20 protein-coding genes are annotated in these 21964 nt (G+C 61.7%); 8 read left to right on the forward strand and 12 right to left on the reverse strand.

Going from position 1 to position 21964, the window contains the following annotated elements:
* From AC07NV_RS04120 to hisB, 7 genes are all read right to left on the reverse strand, one after another.
* Window positions 1-4760, reverse strand: a 4760-nt coding sequence (locus AC07NV_RS04120) for an SPM autocatalytic domain-containing protein (protein WP_495165069.1), incomplete at its 3' end; no start/stop codon positions are given.
* Between the two features lie 10 nt (window positions 4761-4770).
* Window positions 4771-5493 (reverse strand): hypothetical protein, encoded by a 723-nt coding sequence (locus AC07NV_RS04125; RefSeq protein ID WP_495165070.1) that lies wholly within the window; start codon window positions 5491-5493, stop codon window positions 4771-4773.
* Window positions 5494-6427: 934 nt separating this feature from the next.
* Complete coding sequence (locus tag AC07NV_RS04130) at window positions 6428-7516, reverse strand: calcium:cation antiporter (RefSeq protein WP_495165071.1); 1089 nt, start codon at window positions 7514-7516, stop codon at window positions 6428-6430.
* 48 nt (window positions 7517-7564) lie between these two features.
* Window positions 7565-8329: an imidazole glycerol phosphate synthase subunit HisF gene (gene hisF / locus AC07NV_RS04135; RefSeq protein WP_495165072.1), complete on the reverse strand. Its 765-nt coding sequence runs from the start codon at window positions 8327-8329 to the stop codon at window positions 7565-7567.
* On the reverse strand, window positions 8326-9060 hold the full coding sequence (gene hisA, locus AC07NV_RS04140; protein WP_495165073.1) for a 1-(5-phosphoribosyl)-5-[(5-phosphoribosylamino)methylideneamino]imidazole-4-carboxamide isomerase: 735 nt from the start codon (window positions 9058-9060) through the stop codon (window positions 8326-8328). Before hisA ends, hisF begins: the two co-directional genes overlap by 4 nt.
* Window positions 9048-9656 carry an imidazole glycerol phosphate synthase subunit HisH gene (hisH, locus tag AC07NV_RS04145; protein WP_495165074.1) on the reverse strand — a complete coding sequence of 203 codons (609 nt, stop codon included), beginning with the start codon at window positions 9654-9656 and terminating at the stop codon, window positions 9048-9050. Before hisH ends, hisA begins: the two co-directional genes overlap by 13 nt.
* Before the next feature lie 9 nt (window positions 9657-9665).
* Complete coding sequence (gene hisB, locus AC07NV_RS04150; RefSeq protein ID WP_495165075.1) at window positions 9666-10253, reverse strand: imidazoleglycerol-phosphate dehydratase HisB; 588 nt, start codon at window positions 10251-10253, stop codon at window positions 9666-9668.
* 96 nt (window positions 10254-10349) lie between these two features.
* Between hisB and AC07NV_RS04155 the strand changes: the two genes are divergently transcribed.
* The 5 genes from AC07NV_RS04155 to AC07NV_RS04175 are packed head-to-tail and all read left to right on the forward strand — an operon-like array spanning window position 10350 to window position 13397.
* Window positions 10350-10832, forward strand: coding sequence for an SspB family protein (locus AC07NV_RS04155; protein ID WP_495165076.1), 483 nt, complete (start codon window positions 10350-10352; stop codon window positions 10830-10832).
* A 4-nt stretch (window positions 10833-10836) separates the two neighbouring features.
* Window positions 10837-11148, forward strand: coding sequence for a hypothetical protein (locus tag AC07NV_RS04160; RefSeq protein ID WP_495165077.1), 312 nt, complete (start codon window positions 10837-10839; stop codon window positions 11146-11148).
* The gene (gene fumC, locus AC07NV_RS04165; RefSeq protein ID WP_495165078.1) at window positions 11145-12560 is read left to right on the forward strand and encodes a class II fumarate hydratase; all 1416 of its coding nucleotides are present in this window, start codon (window positions 11145-11147) and stop codon (window positions 12558-12560) included. Before AC07NV_RS04160 ends, fumC begins: the two co-directional genes overlap by 4 nt.
* Window positions 12561-12581: 21 nt before the next feature.
* Window positions 12582-12950 (forward strand): hypothetical protein, encoded by a 369-nt coding sequence (locus AC07NV_RS04170; RefSeq protein WP_495165079.1) that lies wholly within the window; start codon window positions 12582-12584, stop codon window positions 12948-12950.
* Between the two features lie 51 nt (window positions 12951-13001).
* On the forward strand, window positions 13002-13397 hold the full coding sequence (locus AC07NV_RS04175) for a hypothetical protein (protein ID WP_495165080.1): 396 nt from the start codon (window positions 13002-13004) through the stop codon (window positions 13395-13397).
* Here the strand turns inward: AC07NV_RS04175 and AC07NV_RS04180 are convergent.
* Window positions 13394-13957, reverse strand: coding sequence for a DUF2585 domain-containing protein (locus tag AC07NV_RS04180; protein WP_495165081.1), 564 nt, complete (start codon window positions 13955-13957; stop codon window positions 13394-13396). The genes AC07NV_RS04175 and AC07NV_RS04180 overlap by 4 nt on opposite strands.
* A 52-nt stretch (window positions 13958-14009) precedes the next feature.
* Between AC07NV_RS04180 and gmk the strand changes: the two genes are divergently transcribed.
* Window positions 14010-14672: a guanylate kinase gene (gmk, locus tag AC07NV_RS04185; RefSeq protein ID WP_495165082.1), complete on the forward strand. Its 663-nt coding sequence runs from the start codon at window positions 14010-14012 to the stop codon at window positions 14670-14672.
* A 124-nt stretch (window positions 14673-14796) separates the two neighbouring features.
* Here gmk and AC07NV_RS04190 read toward each other — a convergent pair whose 3' ends face one another.
* The 4 genes from AC07NV_RS04190 to AC07NV_RS04205 all read right to left on the reverse strand — a co-directional run bounded on the left by AC07NV_RS04190 (window position 14797) and on the right by AC07NV_RS04205 (window position 18481).
* Complete coding sequence (locus AC07NV_RS04190; protein WP_495165083.1) at window positions 14797-15234, reverse strand: acyl-CoA thioesterase; 438 nt, start codon at window positions 15232-15234, stop codon at window positions 14797-14799.
* Between the two features lies 1 nt (window position 15235).
* A complete protein-coding gene (locus AC07NV_RS04195; RefSeq protein WP_495165149.1) occupies window positions 15236-16018 on the reverse strand; it encodes an SDR family NAD(P)-dependent oxidoreductase in 783 nt (260 codons plus the stop codon).
* A 109-nt stretch (window positions 16019-16127) separates the two neighbouring features.
* Window positions 16128-17297, reverse strand: a complete 1170-nt coding sequence (locus AC07NV_RS04200) for an acetyl-CoA C-acetyltransferase (RefSeq protein ID WP_495165084.1) — start codon at window positions 17295-17297, stop codon at window positions 16128-16130.
* Between the two features lie 29 nt (window positions 17298-17326).
* Entirely contained in the window at window positions 17327-18481 is a 1155-nt protein-coding gene (locus AC07NV_RS04205; protein ID WP_495165085.1) for an acyl-CoA dehydrogenase family protein, read from the reverse strand.
* Between the two features lie 336 nt (window positions 18482-18817).
* On the opposite strand from AC07NV_RS04205, the gene AC07NV_RS04210 reads away from it, so the two are divergent.
* The gene (locus tag AC07NV_RS04210) at window positions 18818-19687 is read left to right on the forward strand and encodes an SMP-30/gluconolactonase/LRE family protein (protein WP_495165086.1); all 870 of its coding nucleotides are present in this window, start codon (window positions 18818-18820) and stop codon (window positions 19685-19687) included.
* A gap of 165 nt (window positions 19688-19852) precedes the next feature.
* Window positions 19853-21964: a M3 family metallopeptidase gene (locus tag AC07NV_RS04215; RefSeq protein ID WP_495165087.1), complete on the forward strand. Its 2112-nt coding sequence runs from the start codon at window positions 19853-19855 to the stop codon at window positions 21962-21964.

Genomic DNA, 21964 nt, shown 5'->3' on the forward strand with positions numbered 1-21964 from the left:
AGGTCGGTCGCCGTGATGCCGGGGCCGAACTCCAGCGTATTGAAGCCGTCCCACCAGCCACCGCCGCGCAGGATGTCATCGCCATCGCCGAGGTTCCAGACATAGGTATCGTCACCGTCGCTCTCCAAGATGGTGTCGTTGCCTGCTCCGCCAATAACACGATCGTTGCCGTAATTGGGATTGATGACGTCATCGCCGCCCGCGCCGAAAAGAAAATCACTCGCCGGCGTTCCCGTAATATTATCATTACCGTTTGTGCTTTGAGAACCCGTGATCTTCTGTTGAAGGATATTACGATTCCAGATCGTGCCATCGGCAAATCGTACCTGATCAATGCCGTCGGACGCCCCGGCGACCAACAGATTTTCCAATGCCAGGGAGCCTTGCTGGTCGGCAACCGAGAGGATGATTCCGCGGCCATCAGTGGTTTTGGTGAATATGATCTGATCAGCAGTTATGCCCGGACCGAACTCCAACGTGTTGAAGCCATCCCACCAGCCACCGCCCCGCAGGATGTCGTCGCCATCGCCGAGGTTCCAGACATAGGTATCGTCACCGTCGCTCTCCAAGATGGTGTCGTTGCCAGCCCCCCCGATGACACGGTCGTTGCCGTAATTGGGATTGATGGTATCGTCACCCGCACCTGCGGTGATCGCGTCGTCGAGATGGCTACCGAGAATGTCGTCTTTGCCCGACGTGCTCTGGCTTGCCATCGCAGCGGCCTGAAGCGCCGCACGCGTCATGATGCTGCCATCGGCAAAGCGGATCTGATCGATTTTCTGGTCGCCAGCACTATTAAGTCCCGCTTCCAGCGTGAACGAGCCGGGTTGGCCCGCCACGCTGATCTTCAGGTCGGTGCCGGTGCCCACGCGCGTGATGACGAGATCGGTTGCGGTGATGCCGGGACCGAACTCCAACGTATTGAAGCCATCCCACCAGCCACCGCCGCGCAGGATGTCGTCGCCATCGCCGAGGTTCCAGACGTAGGTATCGTCACCGTCGCTCTCCAAGATGGTGTCGTTGCCAGCCCCCCCGATGACACGGTCGTTGCCGTAATTGGGATTGATGACGTCGTCACCCGCACCTGCGGTGATCGCGTCGTCGAGATGGCTACCGAGAATGTCGTCATTGCCCGATGTAATCTGGCTTGCCACCGCAGCGGCAAGAAGCGCTGTGCGTGTTATGATGCGGCCATTCGCAAAACGTATCTGATCGATCGACTGATCGCCCGCACGATCGAGCCCGGCCTCCAGCGTGAACGAGCCGGGCTGGCCCGCCACACTGATCTTCAGGTCGGTGCCGGTGCCCACGCGCGTGATAACGAGGTCGGTCGCCGTGATGCCGGGGCCGAACTCCAGCGTGTTGAAGCCGTCCCACCAACCGGCATTGCGCAGGATGTCGTCGCCATCGCCAAGGCTCCAGACATAGGTGTCGTCGCCATCGCTCTCGAAGATGATATCGTTGCCAGTCCCGCCGATAACCCGGTCGTTTCCGGTAGCACCATAAAGCGTATCCTGACCTGCGCCCCCGAAGACGGCGCTTCCAAGATCAAATGCCGCAATGGAATCATCGCCGGTAGTGGCCAAGCTGGCCATTACGGCATCGCGAAGCGATCTCGCTGATGTCAGGATGCCATCGGCGAAGGTTATTCTCTCTATTGCGGCGCCACCTCGTTGATCAAAGAAGTTGATGACTGTGACGCTATCGGTTGAGTCGGAGAAAGTGATCCGAAGATCGGATCGGTTGCCATTTGCGAAAGAAAATTGGGCAAGGGTGGACGAGCGCGTTCCCTGAAATGCTATTTCGTCTCCGGCACCGCCGCTATCGATTACCGTGTCTGTACCGAAATTGTCGGCAAAGACATATGTATCGGACGCTCCCCCTCCAGACAGAAGGTCGTCGCCCTCTAGGCCGATCAGCAAATCCGCTGTAGGCGAGCCATTCGTATCCCCGTTTACAATGTCAGTTCCAGCTGTGCCGCGATGCTCATCGTGCGCAACCAAGAGGATGTCGAGGGCCCGATTGCCGGTTCTTGCTCGATGCCGTTCCGCGAGCGTAACGCCTGTCGGATCGACGACATCGAGGACAATCTTGTGCTTGGCGACCCATTGCGTGTAACCGCCCCAAGGATCAGCGGGGTCGAACGAAAGGTCCGACATTTCGGAATCGATCAGCTTCCCAATATTGCCCGAGATGTCATCCGTGCGCGGATCGAAGACCATTCCGGCAAATGGGGCAAGGTTCGCCGGAAGCGTTGCTTGGCCAATAGTGAGGCTGCCGTCTGATCCGAAGTTCAAGGAGGTGCCGCGGCTGATGACGAGCGCCGCGGTTTGAACGAAGAAACGAACGGCCTCGCTGGCGGCAAACTTCTGGAAAAGGATTTGGAAATCCGGGTTATCGCCGCCAGCGCCCAATAGCGTGGCGCGGTTCATGAAAGCTTCTGCGGTTGCCTGAATCTGCGTAACGTCATTGTCGCCCGCAGATATCGGGACGCCAGCCCAGCGAGCGAGAATATCCTCGAAGGCGCTCGCTTCATATCTGTACTCAACAGTGGGACCGCTGGGCGCGCCTCCAGTCCCTATTATATTCACGACATGAACATATGGGCGCCCAAAGCTTGCATCGATGGCGCTCAATCCGCCGTCGATGAACGCCTTAACCATTTGTTTCAGCTCAGGGTCCAGCGACATTGCTACCCAGAGGTCGGGAACACGACCATATCCACGCAGATTGGGTAGCGCAAAAACTTCGGGATCATAGATGAACCCGTCAGGCAGATTGAAGACGGTATGCACCTGATCCGTAGCGAAATCGACGGCGACTACCTGCCGCTGCGTTCCATCGGTCAGCGAGAAACCGCCTTGAAAGAGCACACCATTGCCATTGTCTTCCCAGCCCGCTCGCGTCGCTGTCAAATCGATCGAGGCGATATTCTTGCTGGACAAGCTGACGATTTCGTTCGCCTGCGATACGCCGTCCCGGTTCGCATCGATCCACAGCCGCAGCGAACCAAATTGTGCGTCAGCGGAGGTGATGAACCCATCCGCATTGCTGTCAAGGTCGCGTAGCGCAGTAAATCCGTCGCGTGTCGAACTTCCGAAGAACTCGTTTCCATTATCGATCTGCCCGTTCCCGTTGCGATCCAGCACCAGGAACGCGTCACCTGCAGAAATCCATCCAGTTTTCTCCGCAAAACCATCGCCGTTCAGGTCAAAATGAATGGCGCCGCCGCCGAGTGCGGTCAGATGGACACCATCCCCATTGAGATCGAGAACCAGCGGATCGCGCCGCAAGAAGGACGGGCCAAACAAATTTGGCAACCAATTGTTCGGGTTGAGCGGATTTTGCGGGTCGCGCCAATTGTTCGGATTCCAGGGACTGTCTGGCGGGAACCAGTTATTCGGATTCCAGGGGCTGTCCGGTGGGAACCAATTATCCGGATTAAACGGACTATTCGGATCCCAAGGAAAAGACGGGCTGCCATCCGGGTTGTTCGGCCAAGGGAAGTCGAAGTCGCGGGCAGTATCATTCCACAAATCCGAGGCCTGATTATAAACATCTCCCAGAAAGCGACCGATCTGATCGCCATATTCATATCCGCCAATCGCTGCTAGGGCGCCTCCAATCAAGCCCCCAACAACCGATCCGATGCTGGCGCCAACCGCGACGCCCCCGGGGCCGGCTAAAGCCCCGATAGCTCCGAAGACAACTGCCCCGATGTCCGCCCCGACCGAAGCACCCGCGAGCCCGAATATCCAAGCTCCCTCCTGTCTGCCGATTAGCGCTGCGGCTTCGATATTCGCTTGGGCGTTTTGGCCGCTGTCGCGGAGTGCTTGAACTTTCGCAGCCGTGGCGACCATGTCATACGCGGTCGCCGCTATGCCAACCGCGATAAGCCCCTTGCCCAACAGGTTGATCTTTGAGGCGATCCCGGGCTTTAAAGCCTCACCAGCATATGAAGCGGGATCTCGAAGAAGCTTGCTGATTTCATCCGCAACCGCTGCCTTGCTCGCCTTGATATTGGCAGGCTCGTTAGATAGCGCCAAGTTTTCCGCGTCGGTTCGAAATCCGCTTGGACGCGACTGGGACTTGTCCCAATAACCGCTTTTCCCGGGCTCGCTGGCGCTAGTCTGGTAGCCGCGTTCAACGTTCAATTGTTCGTTAGTTGGCATATTCTGCCAACCTTTCTTGGCCGGATTCTCCGCGATGCTGCCGGGATAATTCCCATACAATTGTTGCCCGTTACGATTGAGGAGCCCAGTAGCGGTATCGCGGATTGCTGCCGCCTCGACATTGCTGATCACACCCTCAGTCGCGGCTCTGCGGATGATGTCGCCCGTTTTAGCCGTCTTGATCGGCTCACCAGTGCGGGCGTCGATCAGGTCGACATTTCGGAAAGCGTCGTCAGAAAAGATGGTCGCGTTATTTCCACCAAGACCCTGTTCGATTGCGGCCTTGATCGATTTTTCGCCGTTGTTTGTGTCCATCGGATCTATCGGGAAGTTGGGTGTATCGACCTGGACCAATCCCGGATTGTCCGCCTTGAATTTGTTCCACGCTTTGGACTCGGGCGATTCCGTGCCGTCGGGCCAACGAAGTTCTTGCTCAATGACATCAGTTGTGTGGATTTCGTAGCCTTTCTGTTGAAACCTCTTCAACAAATCGAGCAGCGACGTACCTCCCTGCTCCAATATCCAGTTTCGGATAAGAGCAGCATCTACCCAGATGGTTCCGACAGAATTCGACATGGTGGAAGGCATAAGAAATTCCTCAATCGAGGCTGGAGTTATTGATTTTGGACCAGACTGCGCTGCTAAGAGCCCGGACCGCTCGACTTCCCAAGTTCGTCCTGTGGTTTGCGATGGCCACGGTAATCACGCTGAGGACCCAGCTTCCACCAAGGCGCGGCGCTCCCCCCGGAAGGCGCGGGCCAGCATTTACTTTTCGGATTAATTGATATGCCCGGAGCAGTTCCGGCAGTTCGGCCTCGACCCATTTGACGGTGACATCGGTCTCGTCGTCCGACGGTGGCGGTTCGGGCGTCTGGAGATATGCGCGCGCTTGCTCCTGAGTCATATCATCGGTCGGCTCAGGGCGGCTTATGACCGGTTCAATTTCTGGATATTCCCACGCTTCCTGCTGCGCGACGTCGAGCGGGGGCAGCCCGGAGGCCGAGCGTGCCCGCTGACGCAGCCCCAGAACCAGGCACCTCTCCTCCTCATATGAGACGGGCTCGACCCATGGTGGCCCGTCTTCTCGTGCGAAGGGATTGCTTTCCTGATCGTCCCGCGTGATGCGAAAATGCAATTTATTTCGCATCATGGCTACGTCGAACCCATTGGCTTCCAAGAGAAGGAAGGTGCCCCAAGCGTCATCATAGTCGTGGTTGCCATAGGGCAGCGACAGATGTGCGATCAATTGGTCGAGCAGAGCGGGGTCGATCGGCTTACAACGTCCTCCAACCTCATATCGCTGAATGTTCGACTGGCTCACAAAAGCCTTCCTTTCTTTCTGCCCGATCCTAAGGCGCTACCGATAGCCCGCATCACTTAGGGCAGAACACAGTGTATTGATTGATTACCTATGTACGGAAAAACGCACATGATCAGCGAAGGGGTTGGAGCCGTTCCCATGAAGCAACGGCAGCAAGTCCCAAGTGGATACGTTTTCGGCTGATTCGTAGTGCAGCCGCTCTACAAAGATATCGAAATCCGTCATCGCGCACCCCCAAGAGAAGGGCCTGACTAAGAGGCAGGACTTCTTCTAAAGCACAATAAAAGCTCATAAATCATGACAGCGCCACTAAAAATCGCAGAGCGCGGAATTTTTCACCGACGGGTCACGTAAATCGAAATATTCTGCCCGTCTGTTCCCAATTCGACGGCTTGAAATGCAAAAAAACAGAAGCAATCAGGCGTTCCCTTTCGGGCCGCGTTCTATGCGCTAACGCCCCCGGAGCCTGTAGTCTCCGCCAGAGGCAACGACCGCTAACGCAAAAGGCTTGGGGCTTTGCCCCTGAGCGCACTTAAGAGAGTCTTCCGCCCAGCTTCCTCTACGCTTCTCGTTCCGTGCAGCAGGTTCCCCGGGAAGTCTCCCGCTCCGTTTGCCCCCCACTCTCGTCGGAGGGCAGAGGTTCATGAGCCGACCGAGGCTCAGGAAACCTCAAGCCCGATGGAGTGTTCCTCCCAACCGCCCAGACAAGTCTTTGGCCGGTCGAAAGACAATTTATTACAATCACTCCCCAGTCGATCGGCAGATTGCTTTCGTCAGCGAAAAAGGGTTTCCTGCTAACCCTCAAGTTTTCGATGTTTTCCAAACCGCTCAGCATTTAGATTGGCGCGCGTATTGCCGTGCAGCCAATTTGGTTCTCAAATTGCGATTTCAGGCGAGTTATAACATAAGTGTCCCCGGGAAGGCGGGGGCGACGCTAAGGCACGAATGTCGTGAACAGGTAGATCGCGAACAGCATCAGGTGGATCACCCCCTGCAGCACCGTCGTGCGGCCGTTCGCCAGCGTCTGCACCGACACGATCAGCGAGAGGAACAGCAGCACGGTCGATTTGGCGTCCAGCCCGAGGCTGATCGGCATGTCGGTCATGATCGACAGGATCGCGACCGCCGGAATGGTGAGGCCGATCGTTGCGAGCGCCGAACCGAGCGCGAGATTGAGGCTGGTCTGGAGCCGGTCGGCCTTCGCCGCGCGGACCGCGGCCAGGCCTTCCGGCGCAAGGATCAGTGCCGCGATCAGCACGCCGAGCACCGCCGGCGGGGCGCCCCAGTCGGCGAGCAACGCTCCCATGACCGGCGACAGGTTCTTCGCGAGCAGCACGACCGCGATCAGGCTGGCGAGCAGCAACGCACTTGAAATCGCGGTTCGCTGGACGCTGGGCGGCGCGGCGTGCGCGTCGGGCTCACCGTCGCCGTCAGCATCGCCGTCGGGCAGAAAATAGTCGCGGTGGCGAACCGTCTGCACCAGCGCGAAGGTGCCATAGAGAATCAACGAAACGACCGCGACGAAGCCAAGCTGCGTCGCCGAATAAAAGGGTCCCGGTACGCTCGACGTGAAATTGGGAAGCACCAGCGTCACGACGGTGAGCACGGTCAACGTCGCGAGTGCGGCGCCGATTCCGGTACGCTGAAAGCGTTGCTCGTGATGACGAATTGCTCCGCTGAGCAGGCAAAGCCCCATCAACAGGTTGAGGATCACCATCACGGCCGCAAACACCGTATCGCGCGCCAGCGTTTGCGCCTTTTCGGGTTCGGCCTGCATCAGCGTCAGGATCAGCCCGACCTCGATCACCGTCACCGCCAGCGCGAGGATCAGCGTGCCGAACGGTTCGCCGACGCGGTGCGCGATGACCTCGGCATGATGGACCGCCGCGACGACCGCACCCATCAGGATGAACGCGACCAGCCAGGAATTGAGCGGCATGGCGAAACTCGCCATCGCGGCCAGAAATCCCAAAATCGGGAAGATATCGTTGGTACGGTCGGCGATGCGGAGTTTTGAGGTCATGGGGCTTATATTGCAGCCCCCTCCCCGCATGACCACCCCGCGAAGGGATTAATGTGCGCGGACGGGCAATCCGGCGGCGGCCAGCCGCGCATGCGCTTGGGCGATCGTTGCCTCGCCGAAGTGGAAAATGCTCGCGGCGAGCACTGCGCTGGCGCCGCCTTCGACGACACCAGCTACCAGATGATCAAGATTGCCGACCCCGCCCGACGCGATGATCGGCACACTCACCGCATCGGCAATCGCCCGCGTGAGCGTCAGGTCATAACCATCGCGAGTGCCGTCGCGATCCATGCTGGTGACGAGCAATTCGCCTGCGCCGAGTTCGGCAAGCCGGACGGCGTGTTCGAGTGCGTCGATCCCGGTGGGCTTGCGTCCGCCATGGGTGAAGATTTCCCATCGGCCGTCAGCAACCCGCCGCGCGTCGATGCTGCCGACGGCGCACTGGCTGCCGAAACGGTCGGCGATATCGGCGACAAGCTCGGGCCGCGCGACCGCCGCGCTGTTGACCGCGACCTTGTCGGCGCCTGCAAGCAGCAGCGCGCGTGCATCGTCGGCGCTGCGTACCCCGCCGCCAACCGTCAGCGGCATGAAACAGACTTCCGCGGTGCGGCTGACCATGTCGAGCAAGGTACCGCGTCCTTGATGACTCGCGCCGATATCGAGAAAGCAAAGCTCGTCGGCGCCCGCGGCATCATAGGCGCGCGCAGCCTCGACCGGATCGCCTGCATCGCGCAGGTCGACGAAATTGACCCCCTTCACGACGCGCCCGTCGGCGACGTCGAGGCAGGGAATAACGCGGACACGGACGGTCATGCCGACCCTGCCGCAATCGCTTCGGCCAGATCGAGCCGCCCGTCATAGAGCGCACGCCCGGTAATCACGCCTTCGATGCCGTTCGCAACATGCGGGCGCAGCGCGTGAATGTCGCCGATATCGGCCACGCCGCCGCTCGCGATCACCGGAATCGCAACCGCCTTGGCCAACGCAACCGTCGCTTCGACGTTGCAGCCCTTGAGCAATCCGTCGCGGCCGACATCGGTGAAGAGCAGCGCCGCAACACCTGCATCCTCGAACCGCCGCGCCAGATCCTCGACGCGCACGTCGGAGATATCGGCCCAGCCCTCGGTCGCGACCATCCCGTCGCGCGCATCGACCCCGACGACAATCCGGCCAGGCAGGTCGCGCGCAGCCGACTTCACAAATTCGGGATCCTTGAGCGCCGCGGTGCCGATGATCACGCGCTCGACGCCGAGCGCCAGCCAGCGGTCGACGCCGGCGCGATCGCGGATGCCGCCGCCGACCTGCACCTTGCCCGGGAAAGCTGCGATGATGCTCTCGACCGCCGCGCCATTGACGCTGCTTCCCGCAAAGGCACCGTCAAGATCGACGACATGGAGGTGCGCGGCGCCCGCTTCAGCGAACAGCCGCGCCTGCGCCGCCGGATCGTCGCCATAGACGGTCGCGCGCGCCATATCGCCCTCGGCGAGCCGCACCACCTGCCCGCCCTTGAGGTCGATCGCGGGGAAGATGGTCAGGGCCGCCATGCAAGGAATCTTTCCAATGTTGCGAGGCCATAGGCCTGGCTCTTTTCGGGATGGAACTGCACGCCGACGATATTGTCACGCGCCACGACGGCGGTGAAGGTCCCGCCATGGCTGCTGGTTGCAGCAACATCGGCGGCATCGGCGAAATGATAGCCGTGGAGATAATAGGCTTCGCCAGCTGCGATCACCGGATGGGCGAACCTCGGCACGACATCGTTCCAGCCCATATGCGGAATGCGAAGCCCCGGTTGCGGAGCGAAGGCGCGGACGGTGCCGCCGATCCAGCCAAGGCCCTTATGTTGCCCCCGCTCTTCGCCCGCATCGGCGAGCAACTGCATGCCGACGCAAATGCCGAGAAAGGGGACGCCATCGCTGCGTACGCGGCGCTCCATCGCCTCGACAAGCCCGTCGATAGCGGAAAGCCCGTTCATGCACGCAGCAAACGCCCCGACGCCCGGCAGCACGATCCGGTCGGCCTTCGCAACGACATCGGGATCGGCGGTGACGACAACATTTTCCGCGCCCGCCGCAACGAGCGCGTTGTGCACCGAGCGAAGATTGCCCGCGCCATAGTCGATCAGGGCAATGGCACTCATGCGTAAGTCCTAGAGGACCCCCTTGGTCGAGGGAATGGCGTCACCTTTGCGCGGGTCGATTTCGACCGCCTGACGCAGCGCGCGCGCGAGCGCCTTGTACATGCTTTCGGCGATGTGGTGGTTGTTCTCGCCGTACAGCATTTCGATGTGCAGCGTGATGCCCGCAGTCTGCGCAAAGCTATGGAACCAGTGCGGAAACATCTCGGTGTCCATCTCGCCGAGCCGCGGTTGCGAGAAGGCCGATTTGTAGACGCAGTGCGGGCGCCCCGAAATGTCGAGGACGCAGCGCGTCAGCGTTTCGTCCATCGGCGCGTGCGCCTCGCCGTAGCGCGCGATACCACGCTTGTCGCCGAGCGCCCTTGCGACCGCTTCGCCGAGCGCGAGCGCCGAATCCTCGACGGTGTGATGCTGGTCGATGTGAAGGTCGCCCTTCACCTGCATCGAGATGTCGATCAGCGAGTGGCGCGACAATTGCTCGACCATATGATCGAGAAAACCGATACCGGTGGACACCGAATATTCGCCCGTTCCGTCAAGATTGACGGTAATCGCGATATCCGTTTCCTTGGTCGTGCGCTGGACTATGGCGGTTCGCATCGCGCCCCCATAGCACCCACTTTTCGCAGCGCAAGGCGACTCTCCCCGCTTGACCCCCCTTGACCGGCGCGCGCGCGCCGTTCATCCCCTCGCCCCATGAGTGACGATGTACGCGACAGCCTGATTCCCTATGACGAAATCGTGCAGGACGCCCTGCGCGCCGTGGTCGGCCGCGTGCTGAGCCAGATCGTGGGTTATGACAGCCTTCCCGGCGAGCATCATTTCTACATCACCTTCAAGACGCAGGCGCTTGGCGTCGACATTCCCGCGCATCTGATCGCCAAATTCCCCGATGAAATGACGATCGTGCTGCAGAATCGCTTCTGGGACCTGAAGGTCGAGGATGATCATTTCAGCGTCGGCCTGTCGTTCAACCAGACGCCGTCGATCCTCACCATTCCCTATGCTTCGATCACCGCGTTCGTCGACCCGTCGGTCGATTTCGGACTGCAGTTCCAGGTCAGCGACGATGACGAAGCGCAGCCGGAACCGCATGACGAGGCCGACAACGACCGTCCCGAGGTAACGACCGAGGACGGGTCGAACGTCGTTACGGTGGACTTCGGCAAGAAGAGATAGCGCCATGGCTCCGCTATGGCCCCCCAGCCGTTTCTGGCAATATTGGGCCCTTGCGGGCATGGTCGTGCTCACTGCCGCCTTCTGGTGGGGTATCGAAGGCTATGCCCTGGCCCAGAGCAACATCCCGCGCGGACAGATAGCCGACGGACTGCTGCGCTTTAGCGTGCTGATCCTGACCCCGACGCTCGTGCTCCTATGGCTCGCCGCCGCCTGGCTGCGCCGCCGAGTCGGCGAAAGCGGATATTGGCAAATGCTCGGACTGGTCGCGATGATCTGGGCCGGGTCGGTGCTCGTAACAAGGATGCTAGTAACATGACCGACACGCGGATCGAAAGCGACAGCATCGGCGAGATCGGGGTTCCGGTCGACGCCTATTGGGGGGCGCAAACCGAGCGCAGTCGCCATAATTTTGCTTTCCCGCCGCACGAACGCATGCCGATGCCGATCGTCCACGCGCTGGCCCGGATCAAGGGCGCGGCAGCGCGGATCAACCGCGACCACGGGCTCGACGCCGGACTGGCCGCGGCGATTGCCGCCGCCGCCGACGCCATCGTCTCCGGCCGCTATGACGGCCAGTTCCCGCTCGCGATCTGGCAGACCGGTAGCGGCACCCAGTCGAATATGAACGCGAACGAAGTCGTCGCGGGAATCGCCAACGAGGCGCTGGCGGGCACGCGCGGTGGCAAGTCGCCGGTGCATCCGAACGACCATGTGAACATGGGCCAGTCGTCGAACGACAGCTTCCCCACCGCGCTGCATGTTGCGGTCGCAATCGAAACCACAGCACAGCTGCTGCCATCGCTGATCGAACTCACCGACGCACTGTCTGCGAAGGCGGCTGCATGGGGCGATATCGTCAAGATCGGCCGCACCCATTTGCAGGATGCGACGCCGCTGACGCTCGGTCAGGAGTTTTCGGGCTATGTTGCACAGCTGATCGCATGCCGCGCGCGGATCGAGGGCGCATTGGCCCATAATATCTGCAAGCTTGCACAGGGCGGCACCGCGGTCGGCACCGGCCTCAACGCACCGGCCGGCTTCGATGTGGCGATCGCCGCCGATTTGTCGCAAACCACCGGCATCGCCTTCGAACCCGCACGCAACAAGTTCGAAGCGCTGGCATCGAACGACGGACTCGTCTTCTTCTCTGGGGCATTGAACACGCTTGCCGTCGCACTGACCAAAATCGCGAATGACATCCGCCTCCTCGGGTCGGGACCGCGAGCGGGGCTCGGCGAGCTCGACCTGCCCGCGAACGAACCCGGCAGCTCGATCATGCCGGGCAAGGTCAACCCCACCCAGTGCGAAATGCTGACGATGGTCGCGGCTCAGGTGATCGGCAACCATCAGGCGGTGACGGTGGGCGGGCTCCAGGGCCATCTCGAACTCAATGTCTTCAAGCCGCTGATCGGCGCCAATGTCCTGCGCTCGATCGAATTGCTCGCGATCGGCATGGCGGGGTTCACCGAACATTGCGTCCTCGGACTCGAACCGAATCGCGCGCGTATCGACGATCTGATGAACCGTTCGCTGATGCTCGTCACCGCGCTCGCGCCCGAAATCGGCTATGACAAGGCGGCGAAGATCGCGAAGCATGCGCATGAAAGCGGCAGCACGCTCAAAGAGGCGGCGCTAGACCTTGGCTATGTCGATTCCGCGACCTTCGACCGGCTGGTCGATCCGCGGACGATGTTGGGATCGGAACCCAAGCCCCCTGCCGCGGATTGATAGGGAGAAGGAGACATGGGCATGATAGGCAGGATCGTTGGCGGTGTGCTCGGTAGTGCCATCGGGCAGAAAAAGGGCAATCACCCCGTCGCCGGGGCCGTAATCGGCGCAGGCGCCCTGTTTGCGGCGCGACGCCTGTTCCCGCAGCGCTATGCCGTTCTCGCGGCGACCGTCGCGGCAGGCTATCTGACCAAGAAATGGGCCGAGCGGGCCGAGGCCCGCAAGGCCGCCGAAGAGGCCCATGCGCTCGATCCCGCATTAGCGAGAGCCGGTGTCGTTGATACCTATGCCGGAACGGCTGGCGTTCCGACCGACGGACAGACGATCGGCGATGCCTTGCCACCCGCAATTCCGGTCGACGGAAATGGGCGTAGCAGTTCGCTTCACTGATCGCGCGCGCAGTTAGGAATATTCTTACCGTGATCGGCTATTGCGCCGGTCATGACGATCAACCCGCCCGGTTTTCGCACGATTGTGCTTGTCGCCGTCGGTTTCGCGCTGATCAGGCTCAGCAACGCGCTTGAGCTGTCAGGCGATCTGTCGGACGTCACCGGAACGCGGCTTGCTTATCATCTTTCGGCATTGCTCACCCTGATCGCAGCGCTCGGCTGCTTTGTCTGGGGGCTGAAAACGATCTTCTTCGAAAAACGGAACACCGCGCCTGCTACCGGTGGCGCGTCCGAAAAAGCGCCGCAACCTGTCGATATCTATCCCGGCGAGTCGACCTTCGACCCCGACGCGGCGATCGCCCGTTACATGGAGGGCCGCGGTGATCGCGGTCCCGGCGATGCGCCCGCCACAAAGCCGGGCAGCTTTGGCCGAAAGGGGCTTCGCTAGGCGCCCGCCTGCCACTCCTTGATCGCCTCGACCGGCGAGACCAGCATCAGCACATTCAGCGTCAGATTGTCGCGGATCGTCCACAGCGTGAACAGCTCGAAAGCGATGGCAAGCGTCACCGTCACCCACCAGCGCATCCAGCTGGCGGCGATGAAGCCCAGGATCATGAACAGCGCATCGCTGACCGAATTGAGCACCGAATCGCCCGCATAACCGAACGCCATCGTCACTTCGCGGTAGCGATCGATGATGATCGGCGAATTTTCCAAAATCTCCCACGCGCCCTCGATCCCGATCGCCAGCGCCAGCGCGATCCACAGGGGCCGTTTCGGGAGCAACCAGCGCGATAGGCCATAGAAGATGAAGCCGTGGATGATATGGCTGAAGCTGTACCAGTCCGAAATCTGCTGGCTGTTCTGGTTCGACTGGACGGTGCCGTGCCACAGGCTGATCGTCCCGCACGGGCAGATCGGCGGGCGGCCCATCGCGATAAGGACGACCGCGAGCAGCGCGACCAGCGCCGCGGCGACCAGCCATCCGGTTCGTGAAATTCCTGCCATGCCCCGCCCCCTTCGCCCTTGACCACTGGCGCAGCTTTGGCGAATAGCGCCCATGGCTGAAAGCGTCCACCTGAACCGCCGCGGCGTGTTATTCGTCCTTTCTTCGCCCTCGGGCGCGGGCAAGACCACGATATCGAGAATGATGCTCGAAGCCGACAAGGACATCGCGCTCTCGATCTCCGCGACGACCCGCCCGCCGCGCCCCGGCGAAGTCGACGGCGTCCATTATCATTTCGTCGACACCGACACCTTCAAGAAGATGGCCGCGGACGGCGAATTCCTCGAATGGGCGCATGTCTTCGGCCACCGCTACGGCACGCCAAGGCACCGCGTCGAAGAACTGCTAGCCACCGGCAAGGACGTGCTGTTCGACATCGACTGGCAGGGCGCGCAGCAGCTCTATCAGGAGGCCGGCCCCGACGTCGTGCGCGTCTTCGTCCTGCCGCCGACGATGGAGGAACTCGAACGTCGCCTGCGCAGCCGCAACACCGACAGCGACGAGGTGATCACCGCGCGCATGGAACGCGCCGCGAACGAGATCAGCCACTGGGACGGATACGACTATGTGCTGATCAACGACCATGTCGAAGGCTGTTTCGACGAAGTCCGCGCAATCCTGCGCGCCGAACGGCTGAAACGCCGCCGCCAGATCGGCCTGATCGGCTTTGCCCGCGACCTGATCCGCTCGGTCCCCGACGCCGACAAGAATCTCTAAACCGTCGCCCCAAATCCGTTCGTGCTGAGCGTGTCGAAGCACCATTCTTCTTTGGGCGCGGCGAGAAGAAAGAACAGCCCTTCGACAAGCTCAGGGCGAACGGTTGAGGGTGTTGGGCCGTGTCCTAAACCGGCTTCACCAGATTCGCTTCGAGCTCCGCGACCATTTCGGCGCGGAGCGGTTTCGCCTGACCATCGGTGCGGCACACGACGACCGTATCGCAGGTCGCGATGACGCGGCCGTTCTGAAACATCGCCTGGACGATCGTCCAGCTCGAGGTGCCGAGCCGGCCGATGCCCGTCGCAATCTTCACCGGATCGGGGAAATTGCCCTCGGCCAAGTAGTTGATCTCGACCGCGGCAACCATCGTCCGCTCGTTCGACGGACGGTCCTCCAGCGGTCGCACTTGCCGGTTGAGCAGGACGCGCCCGCTCTCGAACAGCGCGGCAAAGGCCACATTGTTGAGGTGGCCGTTGATATCCATGTCCTGAAATCGCGTCTGCAATTCGATGCAGACGGGGTAGCTGGCGGCATCGAGCCGCCAGCTTTCCGGTTTCGGCATGTCAGCGCGGCGCCATGCGGATGCCGCCGTCGAGGCGGACATCTTCGCCGTTGAAATAGCCATTCTCGATCATGCACATCGCGAGATTGGCATATTCGGCGGGGTTGCCGAGGCGCTTCGGGTTGAGCACCGAGGCGCCGAGCGCATCGCGCACCGGCTGCGGCGCGCCGGCGAGCAGCGGGGTGTCGAAAATGCCCGGCAGGATCGTGTTGACGCGAATATTCTCGTTACCGAGATCGCGCGCGATGGGGAGCGTCATGCCGACGACGCCGCCCTTCGACGCCGAATAAGCCGCCTGGCCGATCTGGCCGTCCTCGGCCGCGACCGATGCGGTGTTGACGATCGCGCCGCGTTCGCCGTCTTCCATCGGATCGAGCGTCAGCATGCCCGCCGCCGACTTGGCGATGCAGCGGAAGGTGCCGACGAGGTTGATCTGGATGATCCAGTTGAAGGCATCGAGCGGGAAATGCTTGATGCTGCCGTCTTCCTTCGAACGGCTCGCGGTTTTGATCGCGTTGCCGGTACCCGCGCAATTGACGAGGATACGCTCCTGGCCATGCGCTTCGCGCGCCTTGGCGAAAGCGGCGTCGACCGATGCGTCGTCGGTGACGTTGCATTCGCAGAAGATGCCGCCAAGCTCGGCCGCGATCGCGAGGCCCTTTTCTTCCTGCAGGTCGAAGATCGCGACCTTCACGCCCTTGGCGGCGAGTTGGCGCGCGGTGGCGGCGCCGAGGCCCGAGGCGCCGCCGGTGACGACAGCGGATACGGTTGAGTCGAGTTTCATCATTCTATCTCCCTATTCGTCGCCCCCGCGGAGGCGGGGGCCGTTGGCAGCCTTGCGCTACCCCGATAGCGGCCCCCGCCTTCGCGGGGGCGACGCCGATTCCTTTAGATCAAAGCCGCTCGATGATCGTGACGTTGGCCTGGCCGCCGCCTTCGCACATCGTCTGCAGCCCATATTTGCCGCCGGTCGCGTCGAGCACGCCGAGCAACGTCGCCATCAGCTTGGTGCCCGAAGCACCGAGCGGGTGGCCGAGCGCAATTGCGCCGCCATGGACGTTGAGCCGCGCATGGTCGGCGCCGAGATATTTGAGCCACGCCAGCGGCACCGGCGCAAACGCCTCGTTGACCTCGTAAGCGTCGATATCCCCGATCTTCAGCCCCGCGCGCTTCAGCGCCTTTTCGGTCGCGAACAACGGTTCCTCGAGCATGATCACCGGGTCGCCCGCGGTCACCGACACATGGTGGATGCGCGCGCGCGGGGTCAGGCCATGATCTTTCAGCGCCTGTTCCGAACAGATCAGCACCGCCGATGCGCCATCGCAAATCTGGCTCGCCGAAGCCGCGGTGATCGAGCCGCCTTCCTGCAGCAGCTTGACGCCGGCGATGCCTTCCAGCGTCGCATCGAAACGGATGCCTTCGTCGACCAGATGCGTCTGGCGGCCTTCAGGGGTTTCGATTTCTAGCCCGACGATCTCGCGCTGGAAACGGCCAGCTTCGGTGGCGGCTTTGGCGCGGCGATGGCTTTCGAACGCATAGGCGTCGAGGTCGTCCTTGGTGAAGCCATGCTTCTTGACGATCATTTCGGCACCCATGAACTGGCTGAACATGATGCCGGGGTATTTTTCCTCGAGCCGGGGCGATTTATAATTGCCCATGCCTTCCTTCATATAGAGCATCGCGGTCGAGCCCATCGGCACCCGCGACATGCTTTCGATGCCGCTGGCGAGGACCATGTCCTGCGTTCCCGACAAAATGCCCTGCGCCGCGAACATCATTGCCTGCTGCGACGACCCGCACTGGCGATCGATCGTCACCGCGGGGATCGAGTCAGGGAGGTTCGATGCGAGGACGGCGTTGCGGCCGAGGTCCATCGTCTGCTCGCCGCCCTGCGACACGCAGCCGGTGATGACGTCTTCGATCGCCGACGTGTCGAAATCATTGCGGTCGGCGATCGCGTCGAACACCGCGGCACCGAGGTCAACGGGATGGATACCGGCGAGCTTGCCGCCACGCTTGCCACCCGCGGTGCGGACGGCGTCGACAATATAGGCTTCGGCCATGGGAGAATTCCTTTCCTGCGTTGATCGGGTCAGAGCTTGCGCCCAATCAGTTCCTTCATGATTTCGTTCGTGCCGCCAAAGATGCGGGTGACGCGCGCGGCGCGCCAGGCGCGGGCGATCGGATATTCGTTCATATAGCCGGCGCCGCCGTGAAGCTGGAGGCATTTGTCCATCACTTCCCACTGGAGCTCGGTGTGCCACAGCTTCGCCCCGGCGCCTTCTTCGGGGGTGAGTTCTTTCTTCAGATGGCGTGACAGCGCCCAGTCGAGATGCGCCCAGCCGACCTGCAGCTTGGTCTTCAAATCGGCGAGCACGAAGCGCGTGTTCTGGAAATCGAGGATCGGCTTGCCGAATGCCTTGCGGTCGCGGGTGAACTCGACCGTGTCGTCGAACGCGCGCTGCGCCGACGCCTGCGCCGACACCGCGATCGACAGGCGTTCCTGCGGCAGTTCGCTCATCAGATAGATGAACCCCTGGCCCTCTTCGCCGAGGCAATTGGTGATCGGCACGCGGACGTCGTTGAAGAACATTTCCGACGTATCGGCCTCGTCCTGCCCGATCTTGTCGAGGTTGCGGCCGCGCTCATAGCCTTCGCGGTCGGCCTCGACGAGGACGATCGACACGCCCTTCCACGCGGGCTGGACCTCGGTGTCGGTCTTGACGCAGACGAGGATGAGGTCGGCGTTCTGGCCGTTGGTGATATAGGTTTTCGACCCGTTGATGACATAGTGATTGCCATCCTTTTTCGCGGTCGTGCGCATCCCCTGAAGGTCGCTGCCGGTGCCCGGCTCGGTCATCGCGATCGCGGTGATCACCTCGCCCGATACCATCTTGGGCAGCCAGTGCTTCTTCTGCTCTTCGCTGCCATATTTGACGATATAGCTGGTGACGATGTCCGACTGGAGCGAGAAACCCGTCGTCGCGCGGCCGTAATAGGCGCTTTCCTCGTCGACGATCGCATTATAACCGAAATCGAGGCCGAGCCCGCCATATTCCTCGGGAACCGTCGGGCACAGCATGCCGAGTTCGCCCGCCTTGGGCCAGATGTCCTTGGGGACGATGCCGTCCTCGGCCCATTTCGCGGCGTTGGGCGCGATTTCCTTTTCGAGGAACTGGCGGACCGTGGCGCGGAACGCCTCATGATCTTCGGAGTAGGCGGAGCGCGACAGATGATCGAGCGACATGGTCTTTCCTTTTCCCGGTGCGCCGGCCGGGCGCGGATGTTTGCGAAGGTGCCACGCAGCGCGTGGTCGTTGGCGCGCAACTGACCTTACGTTTACGTGCACGTCAAGTAGAAATGCCGCTACGGCATGGACTCTTTGCTCGCAGCCCTATCTTTCCTCGTCATCCCGGACTTGATCCGGGATCCATTGCTGCGTTCAGCGGCAGCGCGCGACCGCGTGGCCCCCGGATCAAGTCCGGGATGACGAAATTTCGGGTGATGTCGCGCGCTCAATCCGGCCAACGAATAGGTTTGCAGCCGCTGGGCAGCATCAACGGCGCGCGCTAAGACCCGTGCCATGGTCGACCTGCTTCTCGACGCCGGCGCATTGCTCGGCGAATCGCCCTTCTGGCATGCTGCCGAAACCCGCCTCTATTGGGTCGATATCGAAGGCCGCAAAATCCACCGCACCGATCCTGCCACCGGCGCCGACGAGGTCATGGAAGTTGCCGAGCAGGTCGGCTGCATCGCGCCCCGCGTGCGCGGCGGCCTCGTCGCGGCGCTCGAAAATGGCTGCGCGCTGATCGATAGCTGGGGCGCCGCGCCGCGTCCTTTTGGCCCCGCAGTGCTGGCCGACAAGCCCAAGCAGCGTTTCAACGACGGCCGCGTCGACGCCGCGGGGCGGCTGTGGGTCGGCAGCCTGACGAGCGACAAGACGCACCCCGATGCGACACTCTACCGGCTCGATCCCGACGGGTCGCTGCACGAAGTCTTCGGCAGCATCACGACGAGCAACGGCGCCGCCTTCAGCCCCGATGGCCGGACCTTCTATCATGCCGACACGCCGACGCATGCGATCCGTGCCTATGACGTCGATCCGGCCGCCGGCACGCTCGGCGAAAGCCGCATCTTTCACCAATTCGCGTTCGGTAACGGCCGCCCCGACGGCGCGGCGGTCGATGCCGAGGGCTGCTACTGGTCGGCGCTCTGGGATGGCTGGCGCGTCGTGCGCCTGTCGCCGGCGGGGGAATTGCTCCAGACCATCGAGATGCCGGTGCAGCGTCCGACGATGATCGCTTTTGGCGGCCCCGACCTGAAAACCGCGTTCGTCACCAGCGCGGGCAAGAATCTGACCGATGAAGAGCGCAAGGCGCAGCCGCATGCCGGCGGCGTCTTTACGTTCGGCGTCGATGTCCCCGGCCTGATCCAGCGGGATTTTGGCGCCTAGGCAGCTTGCACCACAGTGTCACATCGGATTAAGACGCTCCCATCCTGGTTTCGCCAGAAACCTTTTCCCCGGGGAGATTTACCGATGCCGCGCAAAGCGCACCCTTTTGCCCGTCGTATGTCGATCATGCTTGCATCCACCGCGATGATTGTGGGTTATAGCCAGATGACCGCCAACGCCACCCAACCGATCGTCCCGCCTGTCGCCACCGCCCCCGCGGGCCAAAACCCGATGCTCGCGCCGTGGACCGGCCCGTTCGAAGGGGTGCCGCCGTGGGACAAGATGGACCCCGAGCTGTTCCCCGACGCCTTTGCCAAGGCGATGGCCGAAACAAAGGCCGAAGTGCAGGCCGTCATCGACAATCCGCAGGTCCCGACCTTCGAGAACACCCATGTTCCGATGATGCTGGCCGGCGACACCGCCGACCGGCTGTTCGCGCTGTGGGGCGTGCAGTCGTCGAACAAGTCGAACGACCGCGTCGAGGCGATCGACGCCGAGTGGAGCCCCAAAATCTCCACCTTCTACACCGAGCTGTTCCTCGAACCCAAACTCTTCGCGCGGTACAAGGCGGTGTACGACAAGCGCAATTCGAGCGGCCTCAACGCGCAGCAGATCCGCATCGTCGAGCGCAGCTATGACGAGATGGTGCGCGATGGCGCCAATTTGTCGCCCGAGAACAAGGCGAAGCTCGTCGCGATGAACGCCAAGCTGGAAGGCCTGTTCTCGGCCTTCTCGTCGAAGCTGCTGGGTGACGAGAAGCTTTATACCTTCGTCACCGACAAGGCCGAACTCGCGGGCCTCGAACCCGGCTTTATCGCCTCGCTCGCCTCGGCGGCCGAAGCCAATGGCAAACCCGGCCAATGGGCGATCAAGAACACCCGCTCGTCGGCGCAGCCGGTGCTGCAGGGCGCCACCAACCGTGCACTGCGCGAGAAGGTCTACAAGGCCTTTATCAGCCGCGGCGACAATGGCGATGCCAACGACACCAATGCGACGATTGCGGAAATCCTGAAGCTGCGCCAGCAGCGCGCCGAATTGCTCGGTTTCGCAACGCACGCCAATTATCGCATGGCCGACACGATGGCGAAAACCCCCGAAAACGCGATGGGCCTGATGATGAAGGTCTGGCCCGCCGCAGTCGCGCGCGTGAAGGAAGAGGTCGCCGACATGCAGGCGATTGCCGACGCCGATGCGAAGGCGGGCAAGGGTCCGAAGCTGACGATCGAACCATGGGACTATCGTTTCTATTCGGAGAAGGTGCGCAAGGCGAAATACGACCTCGATGAGAGCGAAGTGAAGCCGTATCTTCAGCTCGACAAGCTGACGCAGGCGATGTTCTGGTCGGCGGGCCAGCTTTACGACCTCGGTTTCCGCGAAAACACCGGCACCGTCCCCGTCTTTGACCCCAAGGTCAAAACCTTCGAGGTCTATAATCTCAAGACGAACGAGAATGTCGGGCTCATCTATCTCGACAATTTCGCGCGCGACGGCAAACGCTCGGGTGCGTGGATGACGACCTATCGCAGCCAGCAGACGCTCGGCGGCGAACGCAATGTGCTCGCGTCGAACAATAATAATTTCACCGAAGCCGCGAAGGGCGAGCCGACGCTGATCAGCCTCGACGATGCGACGACGCTGTTCCACGAATTCGGCCACGGCATCCATTATCTGCTGCAGCACATCAACTATCCGGAGCTTGCCGGGGTGCCGCGCGACTTCGTCGAATTCCCGAGCCAGGTGAACGAGAACTGGCTGATGACGCCCGAAGTGCTGTCGAAATATGCGACGCACTACAAGACCGGCGCGCCGATCCCGCAGACGCTGGTCGACAAGATCCTCGCCTCCGACAAGTTCAATCAGGGCTTTTCGACGGTCGAATATCTGTCGAGCGCGATTGTCGACATGAAGATCCACGACCGCAAGGTGCCGGTGACCGACGTCGACAAGTTCGAGCGCGAAACGCTGGCCGAAATGGGCATGCCGAAAGAAATCGTCATGCGCCACCGCCTGCCGCAGTTCGGCCATTTGTTCAGCTCGGACGCTTATTCGGCGGGCTATTACAGCTATCTGTGGTCCGAAACGATGGATGCCGACACTTGGGCGGCGTTCACCGAGGCCGGCGGCCCGTGGGACCGCACCGTCTCCGACAAGTTCCGCACCATCCTGCTGATGACGGGCAATGAAACCGACCGCGCCGAGGCGTACCGTGCCTTCCGCGGCCGCGATCCCGATGTGAAGGCGCTGCTTCGCAAGCGCGGTTTCCCGACCGGCGAATAA

Source organism: Sphingopyxis sp. GW821-FHT10B01 (assembly GCF_059415685.1).

Excerpts from the sequence above, each read along its gene's own strand:
- AC07NV_RS04130 (WP_495165071.1), bottom strand. The coding sequence starts at position 7,516 with ATGACCTCAAAACTCCGCATCGCCGACCGTACCAACGATATCTTCCCG.
- hisF (WP_495165072.1), bottom strand. The coding sequence starts at position 8,329 with ATGACCGTCCGTGTCCGCGTTATTCCCTGCCTCGACGTCGCCGACGGG.
- hisA (WP_495165073.1), bottom strand. The coding sequence starts at position 9,060 with ATGGCGGCCCTGACCATCTTCCCCGCGATCGACCTCAAGGGCGGGCAG.
- hisH (WP_495165074.1), bottom strand. The coding sequence starts at position 9,656 with ATGAGTGCCATTGCCCTGATCGACTATGGCGCGGGCAATCTTCGCTCG.
- hisB (WP_495165075.1), bottom strand. The coding sequence starts at position 10,253 with ATGCGAACCGCCATAGTCCAGCGCACGACCAAGGAAACGGATATCGCG.
- AC07NV_RS04155 (WP_495165076.1), top strand. The coding sequence starts at position 10,350 with ATGAGTGACGATGTACGCGACAGCCTGATTCCCTATGACGAAATCGTG.
- AC07NV_RS04160 (WP_495165077.1), top strand. The coding sequence starts at position 10,837 with ATGGCTCCGCTATGGCCCCCCAGCCGTTTCTGGCAATATTGGGCCCTT.
- fumC (WP_495165078.1), top strand. The coding sequence starts at position 11,145 with ATGACCGACACGCGGATCGAAAGCGACAGCATCGGCGAGATCGGGGTT.
- AC07NV_RS04170 (WP_495165079.1), top strand. The coding sequence starts at position 12,582 with ATGATAGGCAGGATCGTTGGCGGTGTGCTCGGTAGTGCCATCGGGCAG.
- AC07NV_RS04175 (WP_495165080.1), top strand. The coding sequence starts at position 13,002 with ATGACGATCAACCCGCCCGGTTTTCGCACGATTGTGCTTGTCGCCGTC.
- AC07NV_RS04180 (WP_495165081.1), bottom strand. The coding sequence starts at position 13,957 with ATGGCAGGAATTTCACGAACCGGATGGCTGGTCGCCGCGGCGCTGGTC.
- gmk (WP_495165082.1), top strand. The coding sequence starts at position 14,010 with ATGGCTGAAAGCGTCCACCTGAACCGCCGCGGCGTGTTATTCGTCCTT.
- AC07NV_RS04190 (WP_495165083.1), bottom strand. The coding sequence starts at position 15,234 with ATGCCGAAACCGGAAAGCTGGCGGCTCGATGCCGCCAGCTACCCCGTC.
- AC07NV_RS04195 (WP_495165149.1), bottom strand. The coding sequence starts at position 16,018 with ATGAAACTCGACTCAACCGTATCCGCTGTCGTCACCGGCGGCGCCTCG.
- AC07NV_RS04200 (WP_495165084.1), bottom strand. The coding sequence starts at position 17,297 with ATGGCCGAAGCCTATATTGTCGACGCCGTCCGCACCGCGGGTGGCAAG.
- AC07NV_RS04205 (WP_495165085.1), bottom strand. The coding sequence starts at position 18,481 with ATGTCGCTCGATCATCTGTCGCGCTCCGCCTACTCCGAAGATCATGAG.
- AC07NV_RS04210 (WP_495165086.1), top strand. The coding sequence starts at position 18,818 with ATGGTCGACCTGCTTCTCGACGCCGGCGCATTGCTCGGCGAATCGCCC.
- AC07NV_RS04215 (WP_495165087.1), top strand. The coding sequence starts at position 19,853 with ATGACCGCCAACGCCACCCAACCGATCGTCCCGCCTGTCGCCACCGCC.